Consider the following 19,784-nt stretch of genomic DNA (forward strand, 5'->3'; position numbering starts at 1 on the left):
GAAATACTCATCACCCTGTCCCCGTTCCCGAGCGCAGCTCTTCCCTGCCCTCGTCGTCGCGGCTGAGCCTGGCGTCCGAGATCAGCACCACCGGGCATTGGCAGCGCTGCAGCACGCCGGTGGTCGTCTCGCCGAAGAAGAGTTCCTCGCCAGGGCGCCGCGCCACGCCCATGACGATCAGCGCCGCCCCCCTGCCGGCCTGGCGGGCAATGGCATCGGCGGCGGCGGCCCGGCTGCGGATGGCCGTCTCGATCTCGACGCCATAGCGGTCGGCTAGTGCGACGGTATCCTTCAGCACCGCCTCCCTGCGGCGATGCGAGACAGTGTCGCGCGGTTCGTCGCGGCCGACGCGCGCGACATAAAGTATCTTGACCCGCGCACCCGTGACCGCTGCAATCGCCAGCGCCATTTCGGCACCCCGGCGGGCGATCGCGGTGCCGTTGACCGGAACCAGAATCTTCCCGCCTTCAGGTCCTAGCCTTGGCATCTGGCGGCCGGCGCCGGTCGCCTTCAGCACCAGGCATAGCGGGCCCTCGAAGGCGCCGGCGATCTCGTTGATGCGGCGGGCAAACCCACCTTTCGACGTGACCGCGCGGCCGAGCCCGATCAGCAGCAGCCCATAGCCTTTGCGCGCCTCCTTGGCAACCGTTTCGGCCGAAAGCTCGGCCTCGTGGCGCCGCGTGACAGGCGCCGCGCGGGCCAGCTCCTCGTCCGAACTCCTGGCGGCCTCGCGGCTGTCCTCGGCACCCTTTTCGATCGGCTCGAGCTTCGCATCCGTGCCGGGCTCGGCCTCCTCCCCCTCGCCTCGGGCATGCAGCACCGTCGTCGGCCTGCCGGCGCCCACGACTCCTGCGAGGTAAGCGGCAAAGCGGCCGACAACGCCCTCATCGGTCACCACCAGCAGTCGTTCCAGATTGGCGATGAAGCCGCGTTGGTCGATCTCCTCGCGCTCCAGACGCTTCTTCTCGTTCTCGCCCATCGCCAAGCGGCCGAGTGCCCAACGCAAGGTCGGCGGCATGGCGAGCGTGGTGATGACGGCCATGGTCACGATCATGGTGAAAAGATTGTGCGACAGAACGCCGATCGACAGGCCAATAGAGGCGACGATGACTTCGGTCGAGCCGCGCGCGTTCATGCCGCAACCGACGGCGATGCCTTCCTTGCGGCTCATGCCGGCAAGCTCGGCGCCGATGAAGGCGCCGGCGAATTTGCCGAAGCTGGCGATCAGCACCAAAGCGGCCGTGAGTAGCGCAAGCTCGTGGTCGACAAGCACGGTGAGATCCGCCGAAAGGCCGGCGACGCCGAAGAAAACCGGCATGAACAGCGCCATGATGACGCCGCGCAATTGCCCTTCGATATGACGCGACAGGATCGGCGATTCCCCAACCAGTATGCCGGCGACGAAGGCGCCGAGCACGGTGTGGACGCCGATCAGATCGGTGATCAGCGCCATTGCGCCCATGATGGCGAGAATGACGGTGACGACGGCGTATTCGCTGCGGAACGTATCGTTGGTCCAGCGGATGGCGTCGAACACGATGCGGCGGCCAATCGTGAAGGAAAACCCCATGAAGGCGGCGACGCCGACAATGGTGAAGGCAAGGCTGCCGAGCTCGATGCGCCCCTTGGTGGCGATGCCGATGGTGATGGCGATGATCACCCAGCCGATCGTGTCCTCGATGATGGCCGACGAGACGATGATCTGACCGAGATCGCGGCGCATGAAGTTCATCTCGCGCACCACCATGGCGACGATCTTGACCGAGGAGATCGACAGCGCCGTGCCGAGGAAGAGACCGGCGACAATGCGCTCGGTTCCGTCGGCCAGCAGCGAGGCCGGCATCAACTGCGCGGCGGTGAAGCCGAGCGCGAAAGGCACGGCGACGCCCGCGGCGGAGATGGAAAAGCACGCGCGGCCGACCCTGCGCACCAGCCGCAGATCCGTCTCCATCCCGGTGAGCAACAGAAGCATCAACACGCCGAGCTGGGCGATGGCGCTGATCATGCTCTTTTGGGTGGCGTCGCCTGAAAAGATCACGCGTTCTGCTTCCGGCAATAGCCAGCCGAGCAGCGATGGCCCGAGCAGGATGCCGCCGATGAGCTGACCCATCACCGCCGGCTGGCCGAGACGCTCCAGCAACTCGCCGATGCCGCGGCCGACGAGAAGCAGAAGGAGGATTTCGAGAACGAAAATGCCCTCGCTGGACATGCCGGTCTTTTCGGCTGCCAACGATGCGGCCGGCATGAATGCGAAAGCTGCCGCGGCAAGCGCGACCGACCGGCGCCGGTTGACCACGAAGGACATGCACCCCCTCATTGTGCCCGGTATAACGTTTTGAGGGCGAGATCGGTTGCACGCCACGCTCCCTTGGCGCGCCGCAGGTTCCTCCTTACCTGAATCGCATAACGGGCCTATCTGATTGCGGATAAACCGCCGAGACCCGGGCCGGCGACGGAACATTTTCAACCGATTGCGCGTTGCGCGGATGGGGATGACCGGCGTCGTTTCGGCCGGCCATGGCGTTGGGAGGCGCGTGGCAAGGGATGTCCCAGGTCAAGACCGTGAAAACCGACGAAGCGGCTGCAGCGCCGCGGGCCTCTGATGCGTTCGCGCTGAAGCTCACCTCATCGGAATTCGTGGCCACCATGTCGCATTTCCACCGCGCCGAAATAGCCCGCATGGCCGGCTGGCGCGACCGGCTGGACCGTACCAGCAACTGGGCGATTACTGTGGTCGCCGCCATGCTCTCAGTCTCACTCTCGACGCCCAGCGCCCATCACGGGGTGCTGCTCTTTGCCATGCTGCTGACCACGCTGCTGCTATGGATCGAGGCGCGGCGCTATCGTTTCTTCGACGTCTACCGGGCCAGGGTGCGCCAGTTCGAGCGCTATTATTTCGCGCAGATCTTCTCGCCGCAGCCCGACTACGCCTCCAACTGGCTGGCCATCGTCGGCGAAGGCCTGCGTTCGCCGCGCTTCCTGATCTCGCAACGCGCGGCGTTGGTGCGCCGGCTGCGCCGCAACTACATTTTCATGTACACGATCCTGATGCTGGCGTGGGTGCTGAAGATCACGACGCCCAGTCTGCAGCGCGAAGGGTCGCCGATAGGCTTGGGCGCGTCATTTCTCGACGCCGCGCGCGTGGCGCAGCTCGGCCCGGTTCCAGGCATCTATGTCGTGTGCATGGTCGGGCTGTTCTATGTCGGCCTACTCGCAGCCGCTTTCCTCATCTCACGCGATGAGGGCGAGCTTTCGCATGGCACCGTGCATGTCTGAGAGCGGCCTCGAAAAGCGCAATCTGCCGCGGTGATCTTCAGCAGACATTGTCGACCATCAGAGCGGTCGCTTCCGACCGGCTTGCGGCTTCCTCAACCGGAAGCCGTGCGCGATGGCGCTTGTAGGCGGTGAGCGCGATGACCAGCACGCAGCATACGGCGTTCAGCCAGTTGATCGCCGCCAGAGCGGGATCGTTCAGATTGATGTGGGCGTAGAGTCCCGTCGTGGCGTTGGCGCCTGTCCACAACAGCCAGGTCGCGTAGGAAATCGCCGACGCCCCGTGCCTGTCCCGGGCCACCCGCATGATCTGCGGCAGGTAGGACACCACCCGCAAGCCATTGAAAATAGTGAAAAGATAAAAAGACAGATCAGCAAGTGTCATCCGAAACCCCTGTCATGGCCGGACGTCCCATAGCGTTCCTTGCAGTGGCGGCATGTGAGCCCGTTCACATGCCGGTTTCGATTTTCCTGTTGCGGCCCGGCATCCGGACTCTTTCGCCATGGGGGCGTTCGCCGTGAGCCAGCCCGACGAGGTCGACATGAACCAGATCTTGTTTCGGCCGACGGCGCGGGAGTACTAAACAGATCTCGTGCTTGGGCAAAGTTCGGGTTGACCGCTGCCAAGCGCGCGGCGACTATCCCTGCAACGTGCAGGAGGACATGAGAATGGACGAACCCGATCGCTGGCGGCACATGGCGAGCGCCCCCAAGGACGGCAGCCGCATCCTGGTCACGGTCAGGCCATCGGAACAGGGGCCGGCCGAGGTCGACCTCGCTTACTGGTCGCGCGCCGACCAGTTCGGCACGGAGGGCTGGCGCTCTTCCGATTCGTCGCCAGGACGGGTGATCGAATACCCCGAACCGGAGTTGAAATGCTGGATGCCGCTGCCGACGGCCAATCTGAGCCGGGCTTCAATGCCAAGTCCGTGGCAAGGCGAAGACGTCCCGCTGCTCGACGGCTCCGGGATATGATCTCGGCGGGATGACCGTAGGAAATACGCTGCCGGCCCAATACTTGACGGCCTTACTTCGGCCGACGCACCGATCGCACCATGCCGCCGGGGCCGCTGCCGCAAAAGAAGCGGTCGCCGCCGTCGGATTCGAGCCCGGAAACGCCCACCCCCGCCGGCATGTCGAGCCGTTCCAGCACCTTGCCAGTTTGCGGATCGACGCGCCGGACATCGCTCTGGTCGCCTTCCCAGGTGCCGTGCCAGAGCTCGCCATCGACCCAGGTCACTCCGGTGACGAAGCGGTTTGAGTCGATGGTGCGCAGGATTTTCCCGGTCTCGGGATCGATCTGGTGGATCTTGCGCTCCCGGTTTTGCCCCACCCAGAGCGTGCCCTCGGCCCAGGTCATGCCGGAATCGCGGCCGCCGCCGGGCGCCGGGATGGTGGAGAGCACCTTGCCGGTATCCGGGTCGATCTTCTGGATGCGGTCCCCGGCGAGCTGAAACAGATGTCGGCCGTCATAGGCGGTGCCGGCATGGGCGGCGACATCGATCGAGCGCAGCGTCTCACCGCTTGCCGGATCGAAGGCGGTCAGCCGCTCGCCCGTCGCAAACCAGACATTCTGTCCGTCGAAGCTCACGCCGTGCACGGTGTCGACATCAGGAAAGGGCCCGTATTCGCGCAGGATTTCCGCTGCTGAATGTTTCATGTCCTGGTCCTCGATCATGGTCACCTTTCCTAGCCGTTCGGCAGCGGCGACGGGAGTAACAAGGTGGTCGTGAAACCAGCGACCGGTGGCGTCATCCAGCGCCGCGCCCGGCCGTGGCCGAAGGACTGCACTTTGCCGGTCTCGGCCAACTGCTCGAGCGCCCGCTGTACGCTGCGCTGTCCGGCGCCCAGCGCCAGCGCCAACGCCGAGCTGGCCCAGGATTCACCATCGGCCAGGAAGGCCAGCACCGCGGCGTGCCGCTCCTCGATCGGCCGCGCCAGCACCGCCACGGAGCCTGCTTCGCGCGGCTTTAGCGCAAAGCCCTGGCTGGTCGCGCCGATGCCCGCCAGCGGCCGCAATTCGGCGCGCAGCCGGCCGATCTCGACCCGCAGCCTGGCGCGATGCGATTCATCGGCATGCCGGCCGCCAAAGGCGCGGGCAATCAGCGTCGCCCTCGGCACATCCGCCGGCCAGGCTTCGGCAAGCGCGCGCGCCAGCGCAAACAGCACCGGCCGCGTTGCCAGCGAGATCGTTGTTTCCTGCTTGTGCACGATATAGCGGAACGTATCGACGACCAGCGCGCGCGACGCCTGCAGCGCCTCGACCTCTTCGAGCAACAGCGGATGCTCCTCGCCGCCTGCGATCCGCCGCGCCGCCGGCGTCTCCAGCGCCAGGAAGGCGCTGTCGACCTCCGCCATAAGACCCGGAATGCCGGCCCGGCGGGCGGCATGGCGCGCCCACTCAAGGGCTGCGCGCGCGGCCTTCGTCTTCAGGCGCCGCATGGCGATGCCGGCAACCGCGAGTTCATGCGCGGCGCGTGAGGCCGGCGGAAGCGGCGACGGATCGAGCCCAGCCAGCACGTCTTCAGCCTCGTCGAGGCGGCCGATCAGAAGCAGGCGGCGCACTTTGAGATGCCCGGCATGCGCCGCGTTCAGCCGGTCGCCATCCTTTTCCAATGTCGACCGCGCCGCGTCGAGCGCCTTGGATGGCCAGCCGAGATCACGCGAAACAAGCGCGATCTCGGCTTCGGCGACAACGCATCTGGCGCGCGCCACCGCCTCCTTTGGACCGAAGGCACGGCCGGCCCTACGCAACAGTACTTTGGCGCGATCGAAATCGCCGAGCTGCGCCATGGCAATGCCGCGCAACGCCAGCGCCGGGGCATCCTCGCGCAAGGCGACGCGGTCGAGTGCCGCCAGCGGATTGCCCGCCGCCAGCGCCAGCCCTGCCGCGGTGATCAGCGAGTCCATGCAAATCCCGTCACATTTGTAACTCCCACCGCTCCCCTTATCGGCCCTAACTTAAGTCACCACCGCCAAGCAGCAAGCCGCGGACGGCGACCTAGCCATCTGGACTGGTTGAAGACGCCCGGGCCTGCGTTGACGGCAATATTCGCATTCGCTAGCCTGAGCATCTCAGACAGTCGTGTTAAGCTTCTCAACAAGGAAAAACCGACCATGCCAGCTTCCGAGGACTTCGAGCCCACCGTGCGGCCTCGCCACCCCTGCTGCGGTGGCCCGCCTGCAAATGCCGTCACATTTGTAACTCCGCCCTCGCCGCCTCGCGGCCCTAGCCTGCCTCACGATCAACAGTCAACGACAAGCCACAACGGCTCAACAACTGGCAAAGGAAACAAGCAATGACCAAGCACGTGGCAATGAAGACCCCACCGGTCGTTTCAAGGCAGGAATGGGAAGCCGAGCGCGAAAAGATGCTGGTGAAGGAAAAGGCAACGATGCGCGCCAGGGACGCGCTGTCGGCCGAGCGCCGGCGCATGCCATGGATGGAAGTAGACAAGGCCTATGTGTTTGAAGGTCCCAACGGCAAAGCGAGCCTGCTCGATTTGTTCGAGGGCCGGCGGCAGTTGATCGTCTACCGCGCCTTCTACGAACCCGGCGTCCACGGCTGGCCCGAACATGCCTGCCGCGGCTGTTCGCTCGGCGCCGACCAGGTCGGCCATCTCGCCCATCTCAACGCCCGCAACACCACGCTTGCCTATGCCTCCCGCGCGCCGCAGGCCGACATTGCCAGCTTGAAGCAGCGGATGGGTTGGGAGATGCCCTGGTACACAATCACCGACAGTTTCGACAAGGATTTCGGCGTCGACGAATGGCACGGCCACAACGTGTTCATCCAGGACGGCAAGAAAGTGTATCGCACCTACTTCATCAACAACCGCGGCGACGAGCAGATGGGCACGGTCTGGAGCTACCTCGACGCAACGCCGCTCGGCCGTCAGGAAATCTGGGAGGATTCGCCCGAAGGCTATCCGCAGACCGAGCTCTACAGCTGGTGGAACTGGCACGACAATTACGACGCCGCACCCGACAAGACGTGGGAGGAAGTGTCGGCGGCCGGCGAAGCCGCGTTCCGCAACAAGGACGGCAAGTAAGGACCTGGAGCGGCGCCCATCCAGCTTGGTTTCCTGTCCCTCACGGGACAGGAAACCCGGGCATTGATCATCAAGGGATTACGACCATGAGCGATATCGGCACAGGCACCGGCAGTGAGGTCCCTCAACGCTCCGATGCAGTTTCTCTCCGCACCGCCGACTGGCTGTGCCTCGCCGCGGCCCCTGTTTTCGCCGTGATGGCGCTGCTTACCTGCATTCACGCTGGCGACGGCGTCATGTCGTGCCTGGGGGCCGATGCCTCCCCGCTCACCGGCATGCCGGTGATGTATCTCTTGATGAGCGCCGTCCATCTGGCGCCTTGGCTGCGCGTGATTTCCGGCCGGCCGGTCCGGCGATAGGCTGGACCGTCGCCGCCATGCTAACGCTCTTTACGTCGGAGAGAGACTATGAAGCTGGTCAGGCTGAGAGCGCCGGGCGGGTTGGACAAGCTCGACCTGGTCGAGGAGGATCAGCCCCGGCCTGGGCCGGGAGAAATGCTGGTCAGGATTCGCGCCGTTGCGCTGAACATGCGCGACGATTTCGCCGTACAAGGCAAGGTGCCGCTCGCCGACGGCCGCGTGCCGCTGTCGGATGGAGCCGGCGAGGTGATCGCGATCGGTGACGGCGTCGACACGTTCAAGCCGGGCGACAGCGTCGTCAGTGTTTTCTACCCCTGGTGGCTGGCCGGCGACATGAGATCCGATACAAGCCGCGACATTCCCGGAGACAGTTTCGACGGCTTCGCCAGCGAGTATGTGTGCATGCCGGCGCAAGCCTTCACCAAGGCGCCGGCGGGCTATACGCATCTCGAGGCGGCAACGCTGACCTGCACGGGCGTCACCGCCTGGCGCGGCCTGGTGACATGCGGCAAGGTAAAGCCCGGCGACACGGTGCTGATCCTTGGCACCGGCAGCGTGTCATTGTTTGCGCTGCAATTTGCCAAGGCCGCCGGCGCAAGGGTCATCGCCACGTCGTCCGATGAAGAGAAGCTGGAGAAGCTCAGACGACTGGGGGCCGACAGCGTCATCAACTACAAGGCGGTGCCGGAGTGGGGCGGCAGGGCCAGGGAACTGACGGACGGACGCGGCGTCGATCATGTGATCGAGGTCGGCGGACCGGCGACGCTGGCGCAGTCGATAACGGCCTGCCGGACAGGCGGGCATATCGCACTCATCGGCGTCCTGACCGGCTTTGCAGCAGAAGTTTCGATCCCGGCGCTGTTTTCGAACCAGATCCGCATCACCGGAATTTCCATCGGCAGCAAAGCCGACCAGCAGGACATGATCCGTGCCATAGAGGTCAACCGCCTGAAGCCCGTCATCGACAGCAGCTTTCCACTGCAGGACATCGCCGCCGCCTTCAGGCATTACGAAGCGCAAAAGCATTTCGGCAAGATCTGCCTCGAGCTTTAGACCCTGCGATCGGCATTCCTACCCAGCGGCCGGCGCCAGCGTCCCGCTTGCCATCAGGCCCCACAGCTGATCGGCCGTCAGCTGTCTGGCCGAGCCGTCGTAGGCCACCCGGCCGAGGCTGAGCACCACGATCCTGTCGGCCAGCGCCCGCACTGTGGACAGGTCGTGCGTGACCAGGATGACGCCGGTGCCGCTGGCGGCGATCGAACGGATCAGCTTGACGACCTGCGCGGTCTGCTTGACGCCGAGCGCGGCGGTAGGCTCGTCGAGGCAGATCAGCTTGACGTGATCGGCAAGCGCGCGGGCAATGGCGATGGACTGCCGCTGGCCGCCCGACAGCGAGCGCACCAGAACGTTTTCGTCGCGAAGCGTGACGCCCAGCGCGGCAAGCCGGGCACGACACTGCTCGGCGGCCTTTCGGTCGTCGCGAACCGGGAAGACACCGAGCCAACGCCGCGTTTCCTCACGCCCGAGGATCATATTGTGGGCGACGCTGAGGTTCGGGCAGAGCGCCAAATCCTGATAGACGGTCTCCAGGCCGGCGCCGCGTGCATCCTGCGGGCTCCTGAAGGAAATCGGCTGGCCCTCGAGGGTCATCGCGCCGGCATCGGGCTGGATGGCGCCCGAAATAATCTTCACCAGCGTCGACTTGCCGGCGCCATTGTCGCCGAGCAGACAGACGATCTCGCCTTTGCCGACCGTGAAACTCGCCTCTTCCAATGCCGTCAGCGCGCCGTAGGATTTGCGGGCGCCGGCAATCGAGAATGCCGGACCTTGCGGGGCCTCTCCATTGCCCTCCGTCACGGCAGGGCCGGCCGAGGCGACGGCACCATTGTCCGCCACCGTGAAGTTGGTCGCGGCGGCCCGAGCGCGCCGGCCGCGAAAACCGATCGCAGCCTGGTCGGCCACCAACGCCAGCAACAGCATGCTTCCCACCGAAATGGATTGCCACCATGATTGCAGGCCGACGAAGATCAGTCCTGCATTGAGGATGCCGATGGTGGCAACGCCGATGGCGATGCCGAGCGGCCGGCCGGAGCCGCCGGAAAAAGCGACGCCGCCAAGGATCGCGGCGGTGAGCACGTCGAGCTCGAAGCGAACGCCGATGGTCGGCGTGATGCTGCCGAGACGACCGGCGATCAGAACCGAGACCAGGCCGATCAGCAAGCCATTGGCGGCGTAGAGGCCAACCACCGTGCGCCCCACCGGAATGCCGCAGAGTTCGGCTGCGCGCGGGTCGCCGCCTATGGCGTAGAGCCTCAAGCCGGTGACCGTGCTGGTCAAGATAAAGGCTCCGATGACAAAGACAGATGCGGCGATGATCACGGTGTACTGGATGCCGAAGATCTTGCCCCGCCCCAATTCGAGCAGAGCCTCGGGAAAACCATAGACCGCGGTGCTGGAGACGACGAAGGCAAGGCCGCCATAGAGCGCCAGCATCGCCAGCGTGACGATCAACGGCGAGATGCTCAGCCTGCGCACCAGCAGACCGTTGAGCAGACCGAGCAAAAGGCCGAGACCCAGGCCGACGCAGATTGCCAGCGGCGCGCTCTGCGTCGCCACCGCAACCTTGGCAGTGATGATGCCGATCAAGGCGACCATGCTGCCGATGGAGAGGTCGACATAGCCGGCGATCAGCAGCGCGGAGGTGCCGAGCACGGCGATCAGGATCGAGGTCGAGTTGACGCCGATGACGACGAAATTGTCGAGGCTGAAGAACGATTTGTTCAACAGCGAGAAGGCGATGATCAAGCCCAGCGCGACCAGCGCCAGCCCGATGCGGCCAGACGCTTCGCCCGGCGCCTTGACGCCCGGCAGCAAGGATGAAAACCGGCCCGTTTGCAGCGGTGTCGTCCCCGTTCGAAGGCTGTCTGTGCTCATGCTTGCCTCTCACTGAAGCGGGCGGTTTCAGGTCAGGCTGAACCGCCCGTATCGCGCGGGAAAAACAGGCGCTACTTTGCCTCGGATGACCAGGGGAAATTCACATACTGGTCGCGCGTATCGTAGCAGATGTTGCCGTACATCCTGAGATAGATATCGCGGCGCTTCGGGTCCTTGTAGACCGCGGCCGGGTCGGCGACATCGGCCTCGTACTGGGCCATGTAGTCGCTGGTCAGCGCCACGGGCAGGATATCCATCGCCTGCGGGATGCTCTTGCCCTCCAGCCAGTCGGCCGCGTGCTGGCCCATGGCATAAGCGAAGACCGGCGACGCCAGGCTGATGCTTGCCTTGTAGGGACCGCCGCCTTTCTTGATCGCGGCGACTGCCTCCGGTTCGCCGTCGATGCCGCCAAGGAACTGGTCCGGCCGCGCCTTGCCCGCCGCTTCCAGGGCAGCCAGCGCGCCGAGCACGACCGTGTCGGCGCCGAGCACGACATCGACGTCGGGATGGGCCTGGAGAATGGTGCTCATCGTGGCAAAGCCGCCTTCCTTGTTGACGGGATTGGGTGAGATGTCGGCGACGATGGTGACATCAGGCATGGCCTTGAAGATGTCGCGCATGGCGGCAAAGCGCGGCGCCAGGAATTCCATGCTGTCATGGGACAGGATGACGACATTGGCCTTGCCGCCGAGCTTGTCCTTTATGTAGGCTGCGGCCGCTTCGGCCAGCACCTTGCCGGTCTCGTATTGCGGCGCATTGAGCAGCGACGTGGCTGGCGGCGGCACGATGGTGCCGACATAGGCGCCCGACCAGATAAGCTCCTGCAGGCTGCGGCTCATGGAGGCCGGGTCCACAGGCGCCGCCACCAGACCGCCGATCTTGGAGGCGAGAAACAATTGCACCTGCTCGACCCCCTTGGCGGCGTCATTGTTGGCAAGCGCGCGGCGATATCCCAGCCCGCGATCCTTGGCGGCGGCGGCCAGGCCGCGGTCGACGCCCTGCATGAATTCACGCTCGTTATCCTGCGCGAAGGCCAGCACCTTGTTCAGGCCGGGCGGTGGGCTGCAGGCCGGCGCCTTCGGATCGAACGGCGCAAATACCGCCGGCTTGGTGAGCCCGGCCGGGCCGTCCTGCGCGCCTGCCAGAATGGTACCGCCCGCGAGCACACCGGCAACGCCGAGCAGCGTCGCCAGCATCATGTTCCTGTCAGATCGCATTTCACTTCCTCCCTGTCGTTGATTGTTGCCGCGCATCGCAAGCCTCGCGGTCGCTACTCTTCCCAGTCTCCCCAGATACCCACCTTCCCGCTCGCAAGTCAAAACTTTTTCCAGTGGAATTAATTAATCAGAGATAGTCGGGTGACTCGCCCACGCGATCACGCCTTGCCGATCAGCGACTGGACGACTTTGGCCAATTCCGTGCCGAGCACGCGATGCGCGTCGCTGTCGAGGTGAATGCCGTCTACCGCGCTCGACTCGACGACATCGCCGGCGTTGAAGAACGCGGCGCCGGCGCGCCGGGCGGCATCACGGAACAAGCCGGCAAAGTGCATCGACTTTGAAGCGCCGCCCAGGAACATCTGGCCGAACCAGTCGACCTCCAGCATCGGCGGCGGCGCAACAATCAGGACCGCGGGCGCCACGCCTGCGGGGCCAGCTTCGCTGCGCAGCACAATTCTGGCCAAGATCTCAATAGAATCAGCGACATCATTCGGCGTTACCGAGAACCTATGCTTGAGATCGTTGGTGCCGAGCATAAGGATGACGAGGTCGAGCGGCATATGCGTTTCCAGGCACACCGGGAGCGATTTGAGCCCGTTCTTGTGGAGACCTTCGATCGGATCGTCGTGCACGGTGGTGCGCCCGCCCTGCCCTTCTTCGATCACATCCCATCCGCTGCCGAGCTGGCGGCGCATGATGCCCGGCCAGCGCCGGTCGGGCGTGAAGCGGCGCCGTCCGACGCGGGCCAGGGTGGGAATGGCGCCATAGGTATTGGAATCGCCAAAGCACATGATTGTCCGGGTCTGCGTCACGGCATTGCTCCTCCAGGCTTGCATACTTTGAACGACAGCAGGCCGGCCGGCGTCAACTACATTTTTCCATCGGGTGGATTTAAGTGTTGCCTTGCCGTTCCCGCATTGCTACGTCAGCGCTTTGATCGGCTCGCCTTGCGGCCAACCTCCTTGCGCAGGGGAAAGCGTGACCGGCACCAGCTTCTTCAGTCTCGAAAAGATCGCCGAGGGCCGCAGCGGCGGAACCACGCAGGCCGAGAGCCGCGTCTACAACGAACGCCTGATCGTCTCGCTGATCCGCCGGCACGGCCAGCTGGCCAAGACCGATTTGACGCGGCTGACCGGGCTGGCCGCGCAAACCATCACCACCATCGTCAACCGCGCCGCCGACAACAAGCTGCTGCTGCGCCTGGAGCCTTTGCGCGGACGGCTGGGGCAACCCTCGGTTCCCTATGCGTTGAACCCGAAAGCCGCGTACGCCTTCGGCCTCAAGGTCGACCATCGCAGCGCCGATGTCGCCCTGGTCAATTTCGTCGGCGACGTGATGGCGTTCGAACGCACGCTGTTCCACTATCCGACGCCCGTCGAGGTGATGAAATTCGCCAAGGGCGCCATCGCGCGCATGTGCCGCAAGCACAGATCGATAGAGCAAGACCGCATCGCGGGTCTTGGCATCGCCTCGCCATTCCATCAGTGGAACCTGAGCGAAGAGGGCGCGGTGCCGGCGAGCAGGCTGGATGCCTGGAGGGAAATCGACATTCGCGCCGAACTGGACCGGGCGTTCGACTGGCCGGTGTTCCTCTACAACGACGCCACGGTGTCGGCCGCGGCCGAACTGATGTTTGGCGCCGGCGGATCGCGCGCCGACTTTCTCTATGCCTATGTCGGGCACTTCATCGGCGGCGGCCTGGTGCTCGATCATCACTTGTTCCCCGGCCGCAACAAGCTGGCCGGGGCGCTGGGCGACATGCCGGTGCCCGCGCCGGGGCGCAAGGGCGACCGGATGACCCCGTTGCTGCGCGTCGCTTCGCTGCATTCGCTGGCCGGCAAGCTCAACGACCAGGACAATGGGGACGAGGGCGCCGGCCGCATCTGGTCGTCGCCCGACGACTGGGGCGACCTTGGAGAGCCGCTCACCGCGTGGATCGATGAGGTTTCGGACGGGCTTGCCTATGCCGCCCGCAGTGCCGTTGCCTTGCTCGACATCGACAATGTGGTGATCGACGGCGCCATACCGAATGGCGTGCGCAAGGAGATCGCCAAGGCCATGCGCAGAAAGCTGGCACGGATCCTTGTCGATCGCCCCGAGCCGTTCTCCGTCATCGAGGGGACGTTTGGCCATCTCGGCCCCGTTATCGGCGGCGCCAGCATTCCGTTGCTGGTGAAATATTCGAACGACAAGGAACTGCTCTTCAAGGAATAGGCGCGCAGCCGCCGGCACCAGGCATTCCCCAAACAGCGAACTGTGAGACTTGTCACATACCTGCTCGTGAAGCGCGTGCTACTTGCACCCTGCGGTCGGTCGACGCCGAAAGAAATCGCCTGCCATGGTCTGGCGGTGACGGGCCTTTCACTTTATGCTGTGGCAGGTTGCATACTCTCAACGGACCTTGATGCCGCAAGCGGTGTTCTCGTCGGCGTCAGGCCGCGACCAGGAGTTTTGTCATGCTCCGACTTTGCGGATTCATCGCGGCCTTCATCCTTGCCGGCTTCACAAGCTTCGAGGCCTGCGCCGATCGAAGGGTCGCGCTCGTCATCGGCAATTCCGATTATCGCGACATCCCGGCGCTGAAGAACCCGGCCAAGGATGCCCAGGACGTATCGGCCACGTTCCGGCTGGCCGGCTTCGAGGTTTTCGTCGCCGAGAACCTCACCAAGCAGCAGTTCGAAGGCCAGTTCCGGGACTATCTGGCCGCCGCCGACGGCGCCGATCTCGCCGTCGTCTACTATTCCGGGCACGGCTTTCAGATCGGCGGCGAGAATTTCCTGATACCCGTCGACGCCTCGTTGAAGAAGGCGGCCGACATCGAGGTCCAGGCCATCAAGCTCAACGACGTGCTGGAGCAGCTGCGCTCGAAGTCGAAGATCCAGGTGATCATCCTCGATGCCTGCCGCAACAACCCCTTCCCGCGCAACAATTACTGGCTGCGCGACCAGCTTGTCACCGCCGGCAATACCGGGCTGGCGCAGGTGCGAAGCTCGCTCAACACGCTGATTGCCTTCGCCACCGAACCAGGCGCGGTCGCCTATGACGGCAGCGGCGACCTCAGCCCGTTTTCATCGGCCTTTTCGCGGCGCGCGCTGGCGCCGAACCAGGAGATCCGCACGGTCATGTCGGCGGTGCGCCGCGATGTCGTGCAGGCCACCAACGGCATGCAGGTGCCCTGGGAAAATTCCTCGCTGATCGATGACGTGGTGCTGGTGCGCCGCAACAACCGGCCTTCGCTGCCGCCAGTGCTGGAGAAGGTAGTGCTCTCGGGGGTCGGTCCTGTCGCTCTCGGCCTGCCGGAGCCGGTCGATGTCGATGGCGGCGCTATCAGCGTCAGCATCGAACGTCCGCCGGCAATGGGCCGTCTGGTGCTGGACGGCAAAGACGTCGCGGTGGGCGAACCGATCGCCGGCAAGGACCTGCCGCGCCTGCAAATGGATGTCCCCAAAGGCGCCGCCACGCAGGACGAGGTGGATATGCTGGCCTATGCCACGCATGACAATTGGGGCGGCGGGAGCCAGGGCATACTCGTGTTCCGCGTCAAGAGCGGCGAAGGTGCGGCGGGTCAGCAGATCATGGCTTCGCTCGAGGCCGAGCAGAAGCAGCAGGTGCTGGATCGCGGCATCCACATCACCGGCGCTGCCGAAGCGATCGAGAACCGCAAGCTTGATATTCCCGTCGGCGTCGGCCCGGTCGCGCTCAATCTGGATTTCCCCACCGACGATCCGGCGGTCAGCCTGAAGGTCACGGGGTATCCGGCAACGGGAACGCTGTCATTGCCTGATCGAACCTTGTCGCCGCAATCCAGCCTTCTGGCCGGTGAAGTCGACCATCTCCGTTACGAGCCGCAGATCGGCGCCGGCGCGCCGGTCGAGGTCGGCTTCGAAATCCGGGCCGACAGCAGCTCGGCTAAGCCCGCGACAATGAAGCTGTCGCCGACGGTCGATGCCTGCGATACCGCCGCCGGCGAGCCTCTCGACCTGCAAGGGGTGGTGCCCGGCCTGCTGCCGAACGAGATCGGCGCCGGTGCGGTGGCAGCCTGCGAGGCGGCCGTGAAAACCTATCCAGACGTCGCCCGCTTCCACTACGAGCTCGGCCGCGCCCTGCTTGCGGCAGGCAGGGTCGGCGAGGCCAGGTCAGCCATCGAGGACGCCGCCAAGAAAGGCCATGTGCGCGCCGTCTTCGAACTCGGCTATCTCAACGCAACCGGAACCGGAACGACCATAGACCGCACCCAGGCCAACGCTCTCTACAAGGCTGCCGCCGACAAGGGTGATCCTTACGGTATGACCTCGTGGGGACGCGCGCTGTTCAATGGCTATGGCGTCAACCGCGATACGGCCAAGGGCCTCGACCTGCTGCTCAAGGCGGCGGCCATGGGGCACACCTATGCCATGAACGATCTTGCCGCCATCTTCACCGAGGGCCGCAATGGCGTGCCTGCCGATCCGGCCCGCGCCGTCGCCTTCCTGCAAGCGGGGGTGCAGCGCCAAGACATGTATTCGATGAACCTGCTCGGCCGCAATTACCTCGCCGGCCAGGGCATCGACAAGGATCCGAAGACGGCGCAGGCCCTGTTCCAGCAGGCCACCGATCTTGGCCAGCCCTACGCGCCCGGCAGCCTCGCCCGCATGTACAGGGATGGCGCCGGTGTGCGCCAGGACCCGGCGGAAGCGCAAAGGCTGTTCGAACTGGCGACCACGCGCGGCGATCCGTCGAGCGCCTATGATCGCGCGGCGCTTGAAATGGCGAAAGGCGACAAGGCCGATCAGGCTGTCGCGGTGCGCTTCCTGGCATTCGCCGTCGCGCTCGATCTGCGCAAGGAGCTGCCGGACGCCAAAAAGGGCCTGGCGCAGTTCGGCACCAAGCCGAAAACGGCAGCTTTGGACGCCCTGCGTCGAGAGCTCAAGTCGAAGATTCCCGCGTCCGGTTCGCTGGACACGCAACTGGTCAATGCGGCCCGGGGGGTCTGGGAAGAAGCCAATCCGCGTCGGGATTTGTTCTGAACAATAAGGAGGCCATGGTGGGCAAGGCATTCAAGCAGACATTCGGGCAGGCATTCATCGGGATAATTCTATCCGGCGTTCTGGCCGGGCTCATGGGCTGCACCTCGGTGTCGCCGATGTTTGAGCCGGCGCCGCCGGTGAACCATCGCAAAGTGGTTCGCGTAGCACCTCAGCCAAAGGTGGTCAGATACAAGAAGGCGGCCACCGGCAAAGTGGTCAAGCCGGCCGAGGAGATCCCGCAAAAGCCGCCCGTGATTCCTTCTCTCGGCGGCAGCGGAGGCGGCGGTGGGGCTGGCGGCGGCGGCGGCGGTTGGGGATGAGATCGTCGACCAAGGGCGCTGCACCCAGCGGCCCCAAAGGGTCTTGCTAAATTCCGCATGAGCCTTGGACAACGTCAAGCCGAAATCGTCCATCCCTGTCGCGGCATCGGTTGGCCAGCGGACAATTCGGCGCAGCGCTGCACGGAAAAGGCAGCGGACGAACGCTGCCAGTGCAGAGGCCACGACCGCCGCCGGATCGAGTCTGCGAGCCGCCAATGCCCGATGGGCCTGTTGTGTTTCGAGATAGCGGGCCAGCGCAATATCGTGACGCGATGGTGCGCCAAGCTCCTGCCGGTCGCGCCTGGGGTCGTCATGCCAGATGGGCCACTCGGTCGGGCCAGGGTGATGCACGGTATCCTCCTGCGAAAAGAGATCCAGTGCGAACAATCTCCTCAAGCGCCGTGAGCAACGCGTGGGAACCTGCGTGATGGAATCGTGAAAAGCGCCTCGGCGGCGGAATAAGTGTTGAAATGGACCGAGCTTGAGCGGATCGTCGTCGCGCTGTGACCGTGGCGGATCCGATGACCGGACCTTATCTTCACCTGCTGGGTGGTTTCGACTTTGCTGGCGTCGGGGCCACGGTTCCAGCCATCAGCCGCAAGGCGCGTGCGATGGTCGCCTATCTCGCGCTGCAGTCGGGGCATTCGCAGTCGCGCGAGAAGCTGGCGACCCTGCTCTGGGGCATCAACAGCGAGGCGCAGGCGCGAATGAGCCTGCGGCAAGCGGTATCGTCTGTCAGGAAGGCCATGCAGACGTGCGGCGGCGGCCGCTTCCTCACCGATGGCAACAGCGTCGCTCTGCATCTCGACGGCCTTGATTTCGACGTCGCGCGGTTCGAGGCGCTGGTCGCCAGCCCGGCACCCGAAGACCTCGAACTGGCGCTCAATGTCTACCGCGGCGACCTGCTCGACGGCTTCGGCCTGAAGGAGGAGCCATTCGAGGACTGGCTGAGGATCGAACGCGAGCGGCTGCGGGCACTGGCCGTCGCGGCGCTCGACAGGCTCGTCGCGCATTATGCCGCGACGAACGATCCTGCCGCATGCGTGCGCGCGGCGGCGCGCCTGCTGGCCATGGACCCGTTGAGGGAGGATGTCCACCGTGCCCTGATGCGCGCCTATGCGGCGCAAGGCAGGACCAATCTCGCGCTGAAGCAATATGAGCACTGCCGCACCGCGCTTCTACGCGATCTCAAGCTGCAGCCGGAGCCGGAGACGCGGCAATTGTTCGAGACGCTGCGCACACGCCGCACAATGGCGCCGGCACGGCCACCCACGACTGATGCGGATGACGCTACCGGCTTCAGCCACGAACTCGCAGCCCCCCCGACCCACTATGTCAAATCGGCCGGGATCAACATCGCGTATCAGGTGACCGGCGACGGTCCGGTCGACCTGATCCATGTGCCGGGATGGGTCTCCAACCTCGACCACGCCTGGGGCTCGCCGCGGCTTTCGCATGTGCACCGGCGGCTCGGCACTTTCTCGCGCCTAATCCGCATGGACAAGCGCGGCACCGGGCTCTCGGACCGCAATGTCGGTCTGCCGACCCTGGAAGAGCGGATGGAAGATGTGCGGGCAGTGCTGGATGCGGTTGGCTCGAAGCGCACGGTGCTTTTCGGCAGCTCCGAGGGCGGCCCGATGTGCATGCTGTTCGCGGCGACCTATCCCGAGCGCACAGCGGCACTCGTGCTCAATGGGGCCTACGCCCGCGGCAGGTGGTCACAAGACTATCCGTGGGCGAAGACAAGCGAGCAGGTGGAAGAGGATCTGGCGATCGTCGAGAAAGAATGGGGAGCGGCGGCGGATATGAGCAACGCGGCGCCCAGTCTGATGAGCGACACGTTCGAGACAGAATGGTTCGCCGCCTATCTCAGGAATTCTGCCTCGCCCGCCGACGCGATCGCCCTGTGGCGCTGGGGAGCCGAAATCGATGTTCGCGACATTCTGCCTGCTGTCCATGTTCCGACACTGATCATGCAGACGACTGGCGACGGCTGGGTGAAGCGGGAAGAAGGACGTTACCTGGCGACGCACATCGAGGGCGCCCGATACATTGAGTTCGCCGGCCGCGACCACGTCATCTGGGGCGAGAATTCCGATCGGATCGTCGACGAGATCCAGGCTTTCGTCACCGGCGCCTTGCCGGCGGCCCCAGGCGAACGGCTGCTTGTGTCGGTGCTGTCCCTCGATATGACGGGCTCGCCTTTCGGCATCGACCCGGCCGAGCGGCACGCCGAAGCGCTCCGTGGCGAACTCCTCGCGGCCGAAGGCAGAGAGATCAGCCGATCGGACGGCAAGGTGCTCGCGGTGTTCCAGCGGCCAACGCGGTCGATCCAGTGCGCGATCGCCATCCGCGATCGCTTGCGGCAATCCGGTGTCGAGGTCCGCTCGGCGGTGCATATCGGCGAGTGCGAGCAGCGGGGCCATCAATTTTCAGGCGCGGCGATCGAACTGTCATCGCGTCTGCTTGACCATGCGCGGCCGGGCGAAATCATCGCATCAAGGACGGTGCGCGATCTCGTGGTCGGCTCCGGCCTGCGGTTCGAGGAGCGTGGCGAAATGGCGGCAAGCGGGCTGCCCGGCGCGTTTCGGTTCTATGCGGTCGATGGTTCGGCTTGAGC

General features: G+C 65.0%; 16 protein-coding genes. 9 read left to right on the top strand and 7 right to left on the bottom strand.

Annotated elements, in window-relative coordinates:
* Positions 1-10: 10 nt before the first annotated feature.
* Positions 11-2,305: a cation:proton antiporter domain-containing protein gene (locus NKI35_RS13645; protein ID WP_352740385.1), complete on the bottom strand. Its 2,295-nt coding sequence runs from the start codon at positions 2,303-2,305 to the stop codon at positions 11-13.
* Between the two features lie 239 nt (positions 2,306-2,544).
* On the opposite strand from NKI35_RS13645, the gene NKI35_RS13650 reads away from it, so the two are divergent.
* Positions 2,545-3,276, top strand: coding sequence for a DUF2270 domain-containing protein (locus NKI35_RS13650; protein ID WP_023703102.1), 732 nt, complete (start codon positions 2,545-2,547; stop codon positions 3,274-3,276).
* Positions 3,277-3,313: 37 nt separating this feature from the next.
* Here NKI35_RS13650 and NKI35_RS13655 read toward each other — a convergent pair whose 3' ends face one another.
* Positions 3,314-3,658: a PQ-loop domain-containing transporter gene (locus tag NKI35_RS13655; protein ID WP_023827255.1), complete on the bottom strand. Its 345-nt coding sequence runs from the start codon at positions 3,656-3,658 to the stop codon at positions 3,314-3,316.
* Positions 3,659-3,942: 284 nt separating this feature from the next.
* Between NKI35_RS13655 and NKI35_RS13660 the strand changes: the two genes are divergently transcribed.
* The gene (locus tag NKI35_RS13660; protein WP_023689804.1) at positions 3,943-4,248 is read left to right on the top strand and encodes a hypothetical protein; all 306 of its coding nucleotides are present in this window, start codon (positions 3,943-3,945) and stop codon (positions 4,246-4,248) included.
* Between the two features lie 52 nt (positions 4,249-4,300).
* Here NKI35_RS13660 and NKI35_RS13665 read toward each other — a convergent pair whose 3' ends face one another.
* Complete coding sequence (locus NKI35_RS13665; RefSeq protein ID WP_023730380.1) at positions 4,301-4,933, bottom strand: Vgb family protein; 633 nt, start codon at positions 4,931-4,933, stop codon at positions 4,301-4,303.
* A 29-nt stretch (positions 4,934-4,962) separates the two neighbouring features.
* On the bottom strand, positions 4,963-6,183 hold the full coding sequence (locus tag NKI35_RS13670; RefSeq protein ID WP_352740388.1) for a helix-turn-helix domain-containing protein: 1,221 nt from the start codon (positions 6,181-6,183) through the stop codon (positions 4,963-4,965).
* 389 nt (positions 6,184-6,572) lie between these two features.
* Here NKI35_RS13670 and NKI35_RS13675 point away from each other — a divergent pair, with 389 nt between their 5' ends.
* The 3 genes from NKI35_RS13675 (at position 6,573) to NKI35_RS13685 (ending at position 8,737) form a co-directional block, all read left to right on the top strand.
* The gene (locus tag NKI35_RS13675) at positions 6,573-7,325 is read left to right on the top strand and encodes a DUF899 domain-containing protein (protein ID WP_023695474.1); all 753 of its coding nucleotides are present in this window, start codon (positions 6,573-6,575) and stop codon (positions 7,323-7,325) included.
* Between the two features lie 86 nt (positions 7,326-7,411).
* Positions 7,412-7,684 carry a hypothetical protein gene (locus NKI35_RS13680; RefSeq protein ID WP_023742415.1) on the top strand — a complete coding sequence of 91 codons (273 nt, stop codon included), beginning with the start codon at positions 7,412-7,414 and terminating at the stop codon, positions 7,682-7,684.
* 48 nt (positions 7,685-7,732) lie between these two features.
* On the top strand, positions 7,733-8,737 hold the full coding sequence (locus NKI35_RS13685) for a zinc-dependent alcohol dehydrogenase family protein (RefSeq protein WP_352625847.1): 1,005 nt from the start codon (positions 7,733-7,735) through the stop codon (positions 8,735-8,737).
* An 18-nt stretch (positions 8,738-8,755) separates the two neighbouring features.
* Here NKI35_RS13685 and NKI35_RS13690 read toward each other — a convergent pair whose 3' ends face one another.
* The 3 genes from NKI35_RS13690 to NKI35_RS13700 form a co-directional block, all read right to left on the bottom strand.
* Positions 8,756-10,618 carry an ATP-binding cassette domain-containing protein gene (locus tag NKI35_RS13690; protein WP_352740391.1) on the bottom strand — a complete coding sequence of 621 codons (1,863 nt, stop codon included), beginning with the start codon at positions 10,616-10,618 and terminating at the stop codon, positions 8,756-8,758.
* Between the two features lie 71 nt (positions 10,619-10,689).
* Entirely contained in the window at positions 10,690-11,835 is a 1,146-nt protein-coding gene (locus NKI35_RS13695) for a sugar ABC transporter substrate-binding protein (RefSeq protein ID WP_032886623.1), read from the bottom strand.
* Between the two features lie 158 nt (positions 11,836-11,993).
* Positions 11,994-12,674 (bottom strand): SGNH/GDSL hydrolase family protein, encoded by a 681-nt coding sequence (locus NKI35_RS13700; RefSeq protein ID WP_023708696.1) that lies wholly within the window; start codon positions 12,672-12,674, stop codon positions 11,994-11,996.
* 142 nt (positions 12,675-12,816) lie between these two features.
* On the opposite strand from NKI35_RS13700, the gene NKI35_RS13705 reads away from it, so the two are divergent.
* The 4 genes from NKI35_RS13705 to NKI35_RS13720 all read left to right on the top strand — a co-directional run bounded on the left by NKI35_RS13705 (position 12,817) and on the right by NKI35_RS13720 (position 19,782).
* Entirely contained in the window at positions 12,817-14,052 is a 1,236-nt protein-coding gene (locus NKI35_RS13705) for an ROK family protein (protein ID WP_023705134.1), read from the top strand.
* Between the two features lie 242 nt (positions 14,053-14,294).
* Positions 14,295-16,844, top strand: a complete 2,550-nt coding sequence (locus NKI35_RS13710; protein ID WP_023705135.1) for a caspase family protein — start codon at positions 14,295-14,297, stop codon at positions 16,842-16,844.
* Positions 16,845-16,858: 14 nt separating this feature from the next.
* A complete protein-coding gene (locus NKI35_RS13715) occupies positions 16,859-17,164 on the top strand; it encodes a hypothetical protein (protein ID WP_023705136.1) in 306 nt (101 codons plus the stop codon).
* A 521-nt stretch (positions 17,165-17,685) separates the two neighbouring features.
* A complete protein-coding gene (locus tag NKI35_RS13720) occupies positions 17,686-19,782 on the top strand; it encodes an alpha/beta fold hydrolase (RefSeq protein WP_031195131.1) in 2,097 nt (698 codons plus the stop codon).
* Positions 19,783-19,784 lie beyond the last annotated feature (2 nt).

The organism is Mesorhizobium sp. M0676 (genome assembly GCF_040320535.1).
Taxonomy (GTDB): domain Bacteria; phylum Pseudomonadota; class Alphaproteobacteria; order Rhizobiales; family Rhizobiaceae; genus Mesorhizobium.

Excerpts from the sequence above, each read along its gene's own strand:
- NKI35_RS13645 (WP_352740385.1), bottom strand. The coding sequence starts at position 2,305 with ATGTCCTTCGTGGTCAACCGGCGCCGGTCGGTCGCGCTTGCCGCGGCA.
- NKI35_RS13700 (WP_023708696.1), bottom strand. The coding sequence starts at position 12,674 with ATGCAAGCCTGGAGGAGCAATGCCGTGACGCAGACCCGGACAATCATG.
- NKI35_RS13650 (WP_023703102.1), top strand. The coding sequence starts at position 2,545 with ATGTCCCAGGTCAAGACCGTGAAAACCGACGAAGCGGCTGCAGCGCCG.
- NKI35_RS13680 (WP_023742415.1), top strand. The coding sequence starts at position 7,412 with ATGAGCGATATCGGCACAGGCACCGGCAGTGAGGTCCCTCAACGCTCC.
- NKI35_RS13665 (WP_023730380.1), bottom strand. The coding sequence starts at position 4,933 with ATGAAACATTCAGCAGCGGAAATCCTGCGCGAATACGGGCCCTTTCCT.
- NKI35_RS13655 (WP_023827255.1), bottom strand. The coding sequence starts at position 3,658 with ATGACACTTGCTGATCTGTCTTTTTATCTTTTCACTATTTTCAATGGC.
- NKI35_RS13670 (WP_352740388.1), bottom strand. The coding sequence starts at position 6,183 with ATGGACTCGCTGATCACCGCGGCAGGGCTGGCGCTGGCGGCGGGCAAT.
- NKI35_RS13685 (WP_352625847.1), top strand. The coding sequence starts at position 7,733 with ATGAAGCTGGTCAGGCTGAGAGCGCCGGGCGGGTTGGACAAGCTCGAC.
- NKI35_RS13720 (WP_031195131.1), top strand. The coding sequence starts at position 17,686 with ATGACCGGACCTTATCTTCACCTGCTGGGTGGTTTCGACTTTGCTGGC.
- NKI35_RS13675 (WP_023695474.1), top strand. The coding sequence starts at position 6,573 with ATGACCAAGCACGTGGCAATGAAGACCCCACCGGTCGTTTCAAGGCAG.
- NKI35_RS13715 (WP_023705136.1), top strand. The coding sequence starts at position 16,859 with ATGGTGGGCAAGGCATTCAAGCAGACATTCGGGCAGGCATTCATCGGG.
- NKI35_RS13690 (WP_352740391.1), bottom strand. The coding sequence starts at position 10,618 with ATGAGCACAGACAGCCTTCGAACGGGGACGACACCGCTGCAAACGGGC.
- NKI35_RS13660 (WP_023689804.1), top strand. The coding sequence starts at position 3,943 with ATGGACGAACCCGATCGCTGGCGGCACATGGCGAGCGCCCCCAAGGAC.
- NKI35_RS13695 (WP_032886623.1), bottom strand. The coding sequence starts at position 11,835 with ATGCGATCTGACAGGAACATGATGCTGGCGACGCTGCTCGGCGTTGCC.
- NKI35_RS13710 (WP_023705135.1), top strand. The coding sequence starts at position 14,295 with ATGCTCCGACTTTGCGGATTCATCGCGGCCTTCATCCTTGCCGGCTTC.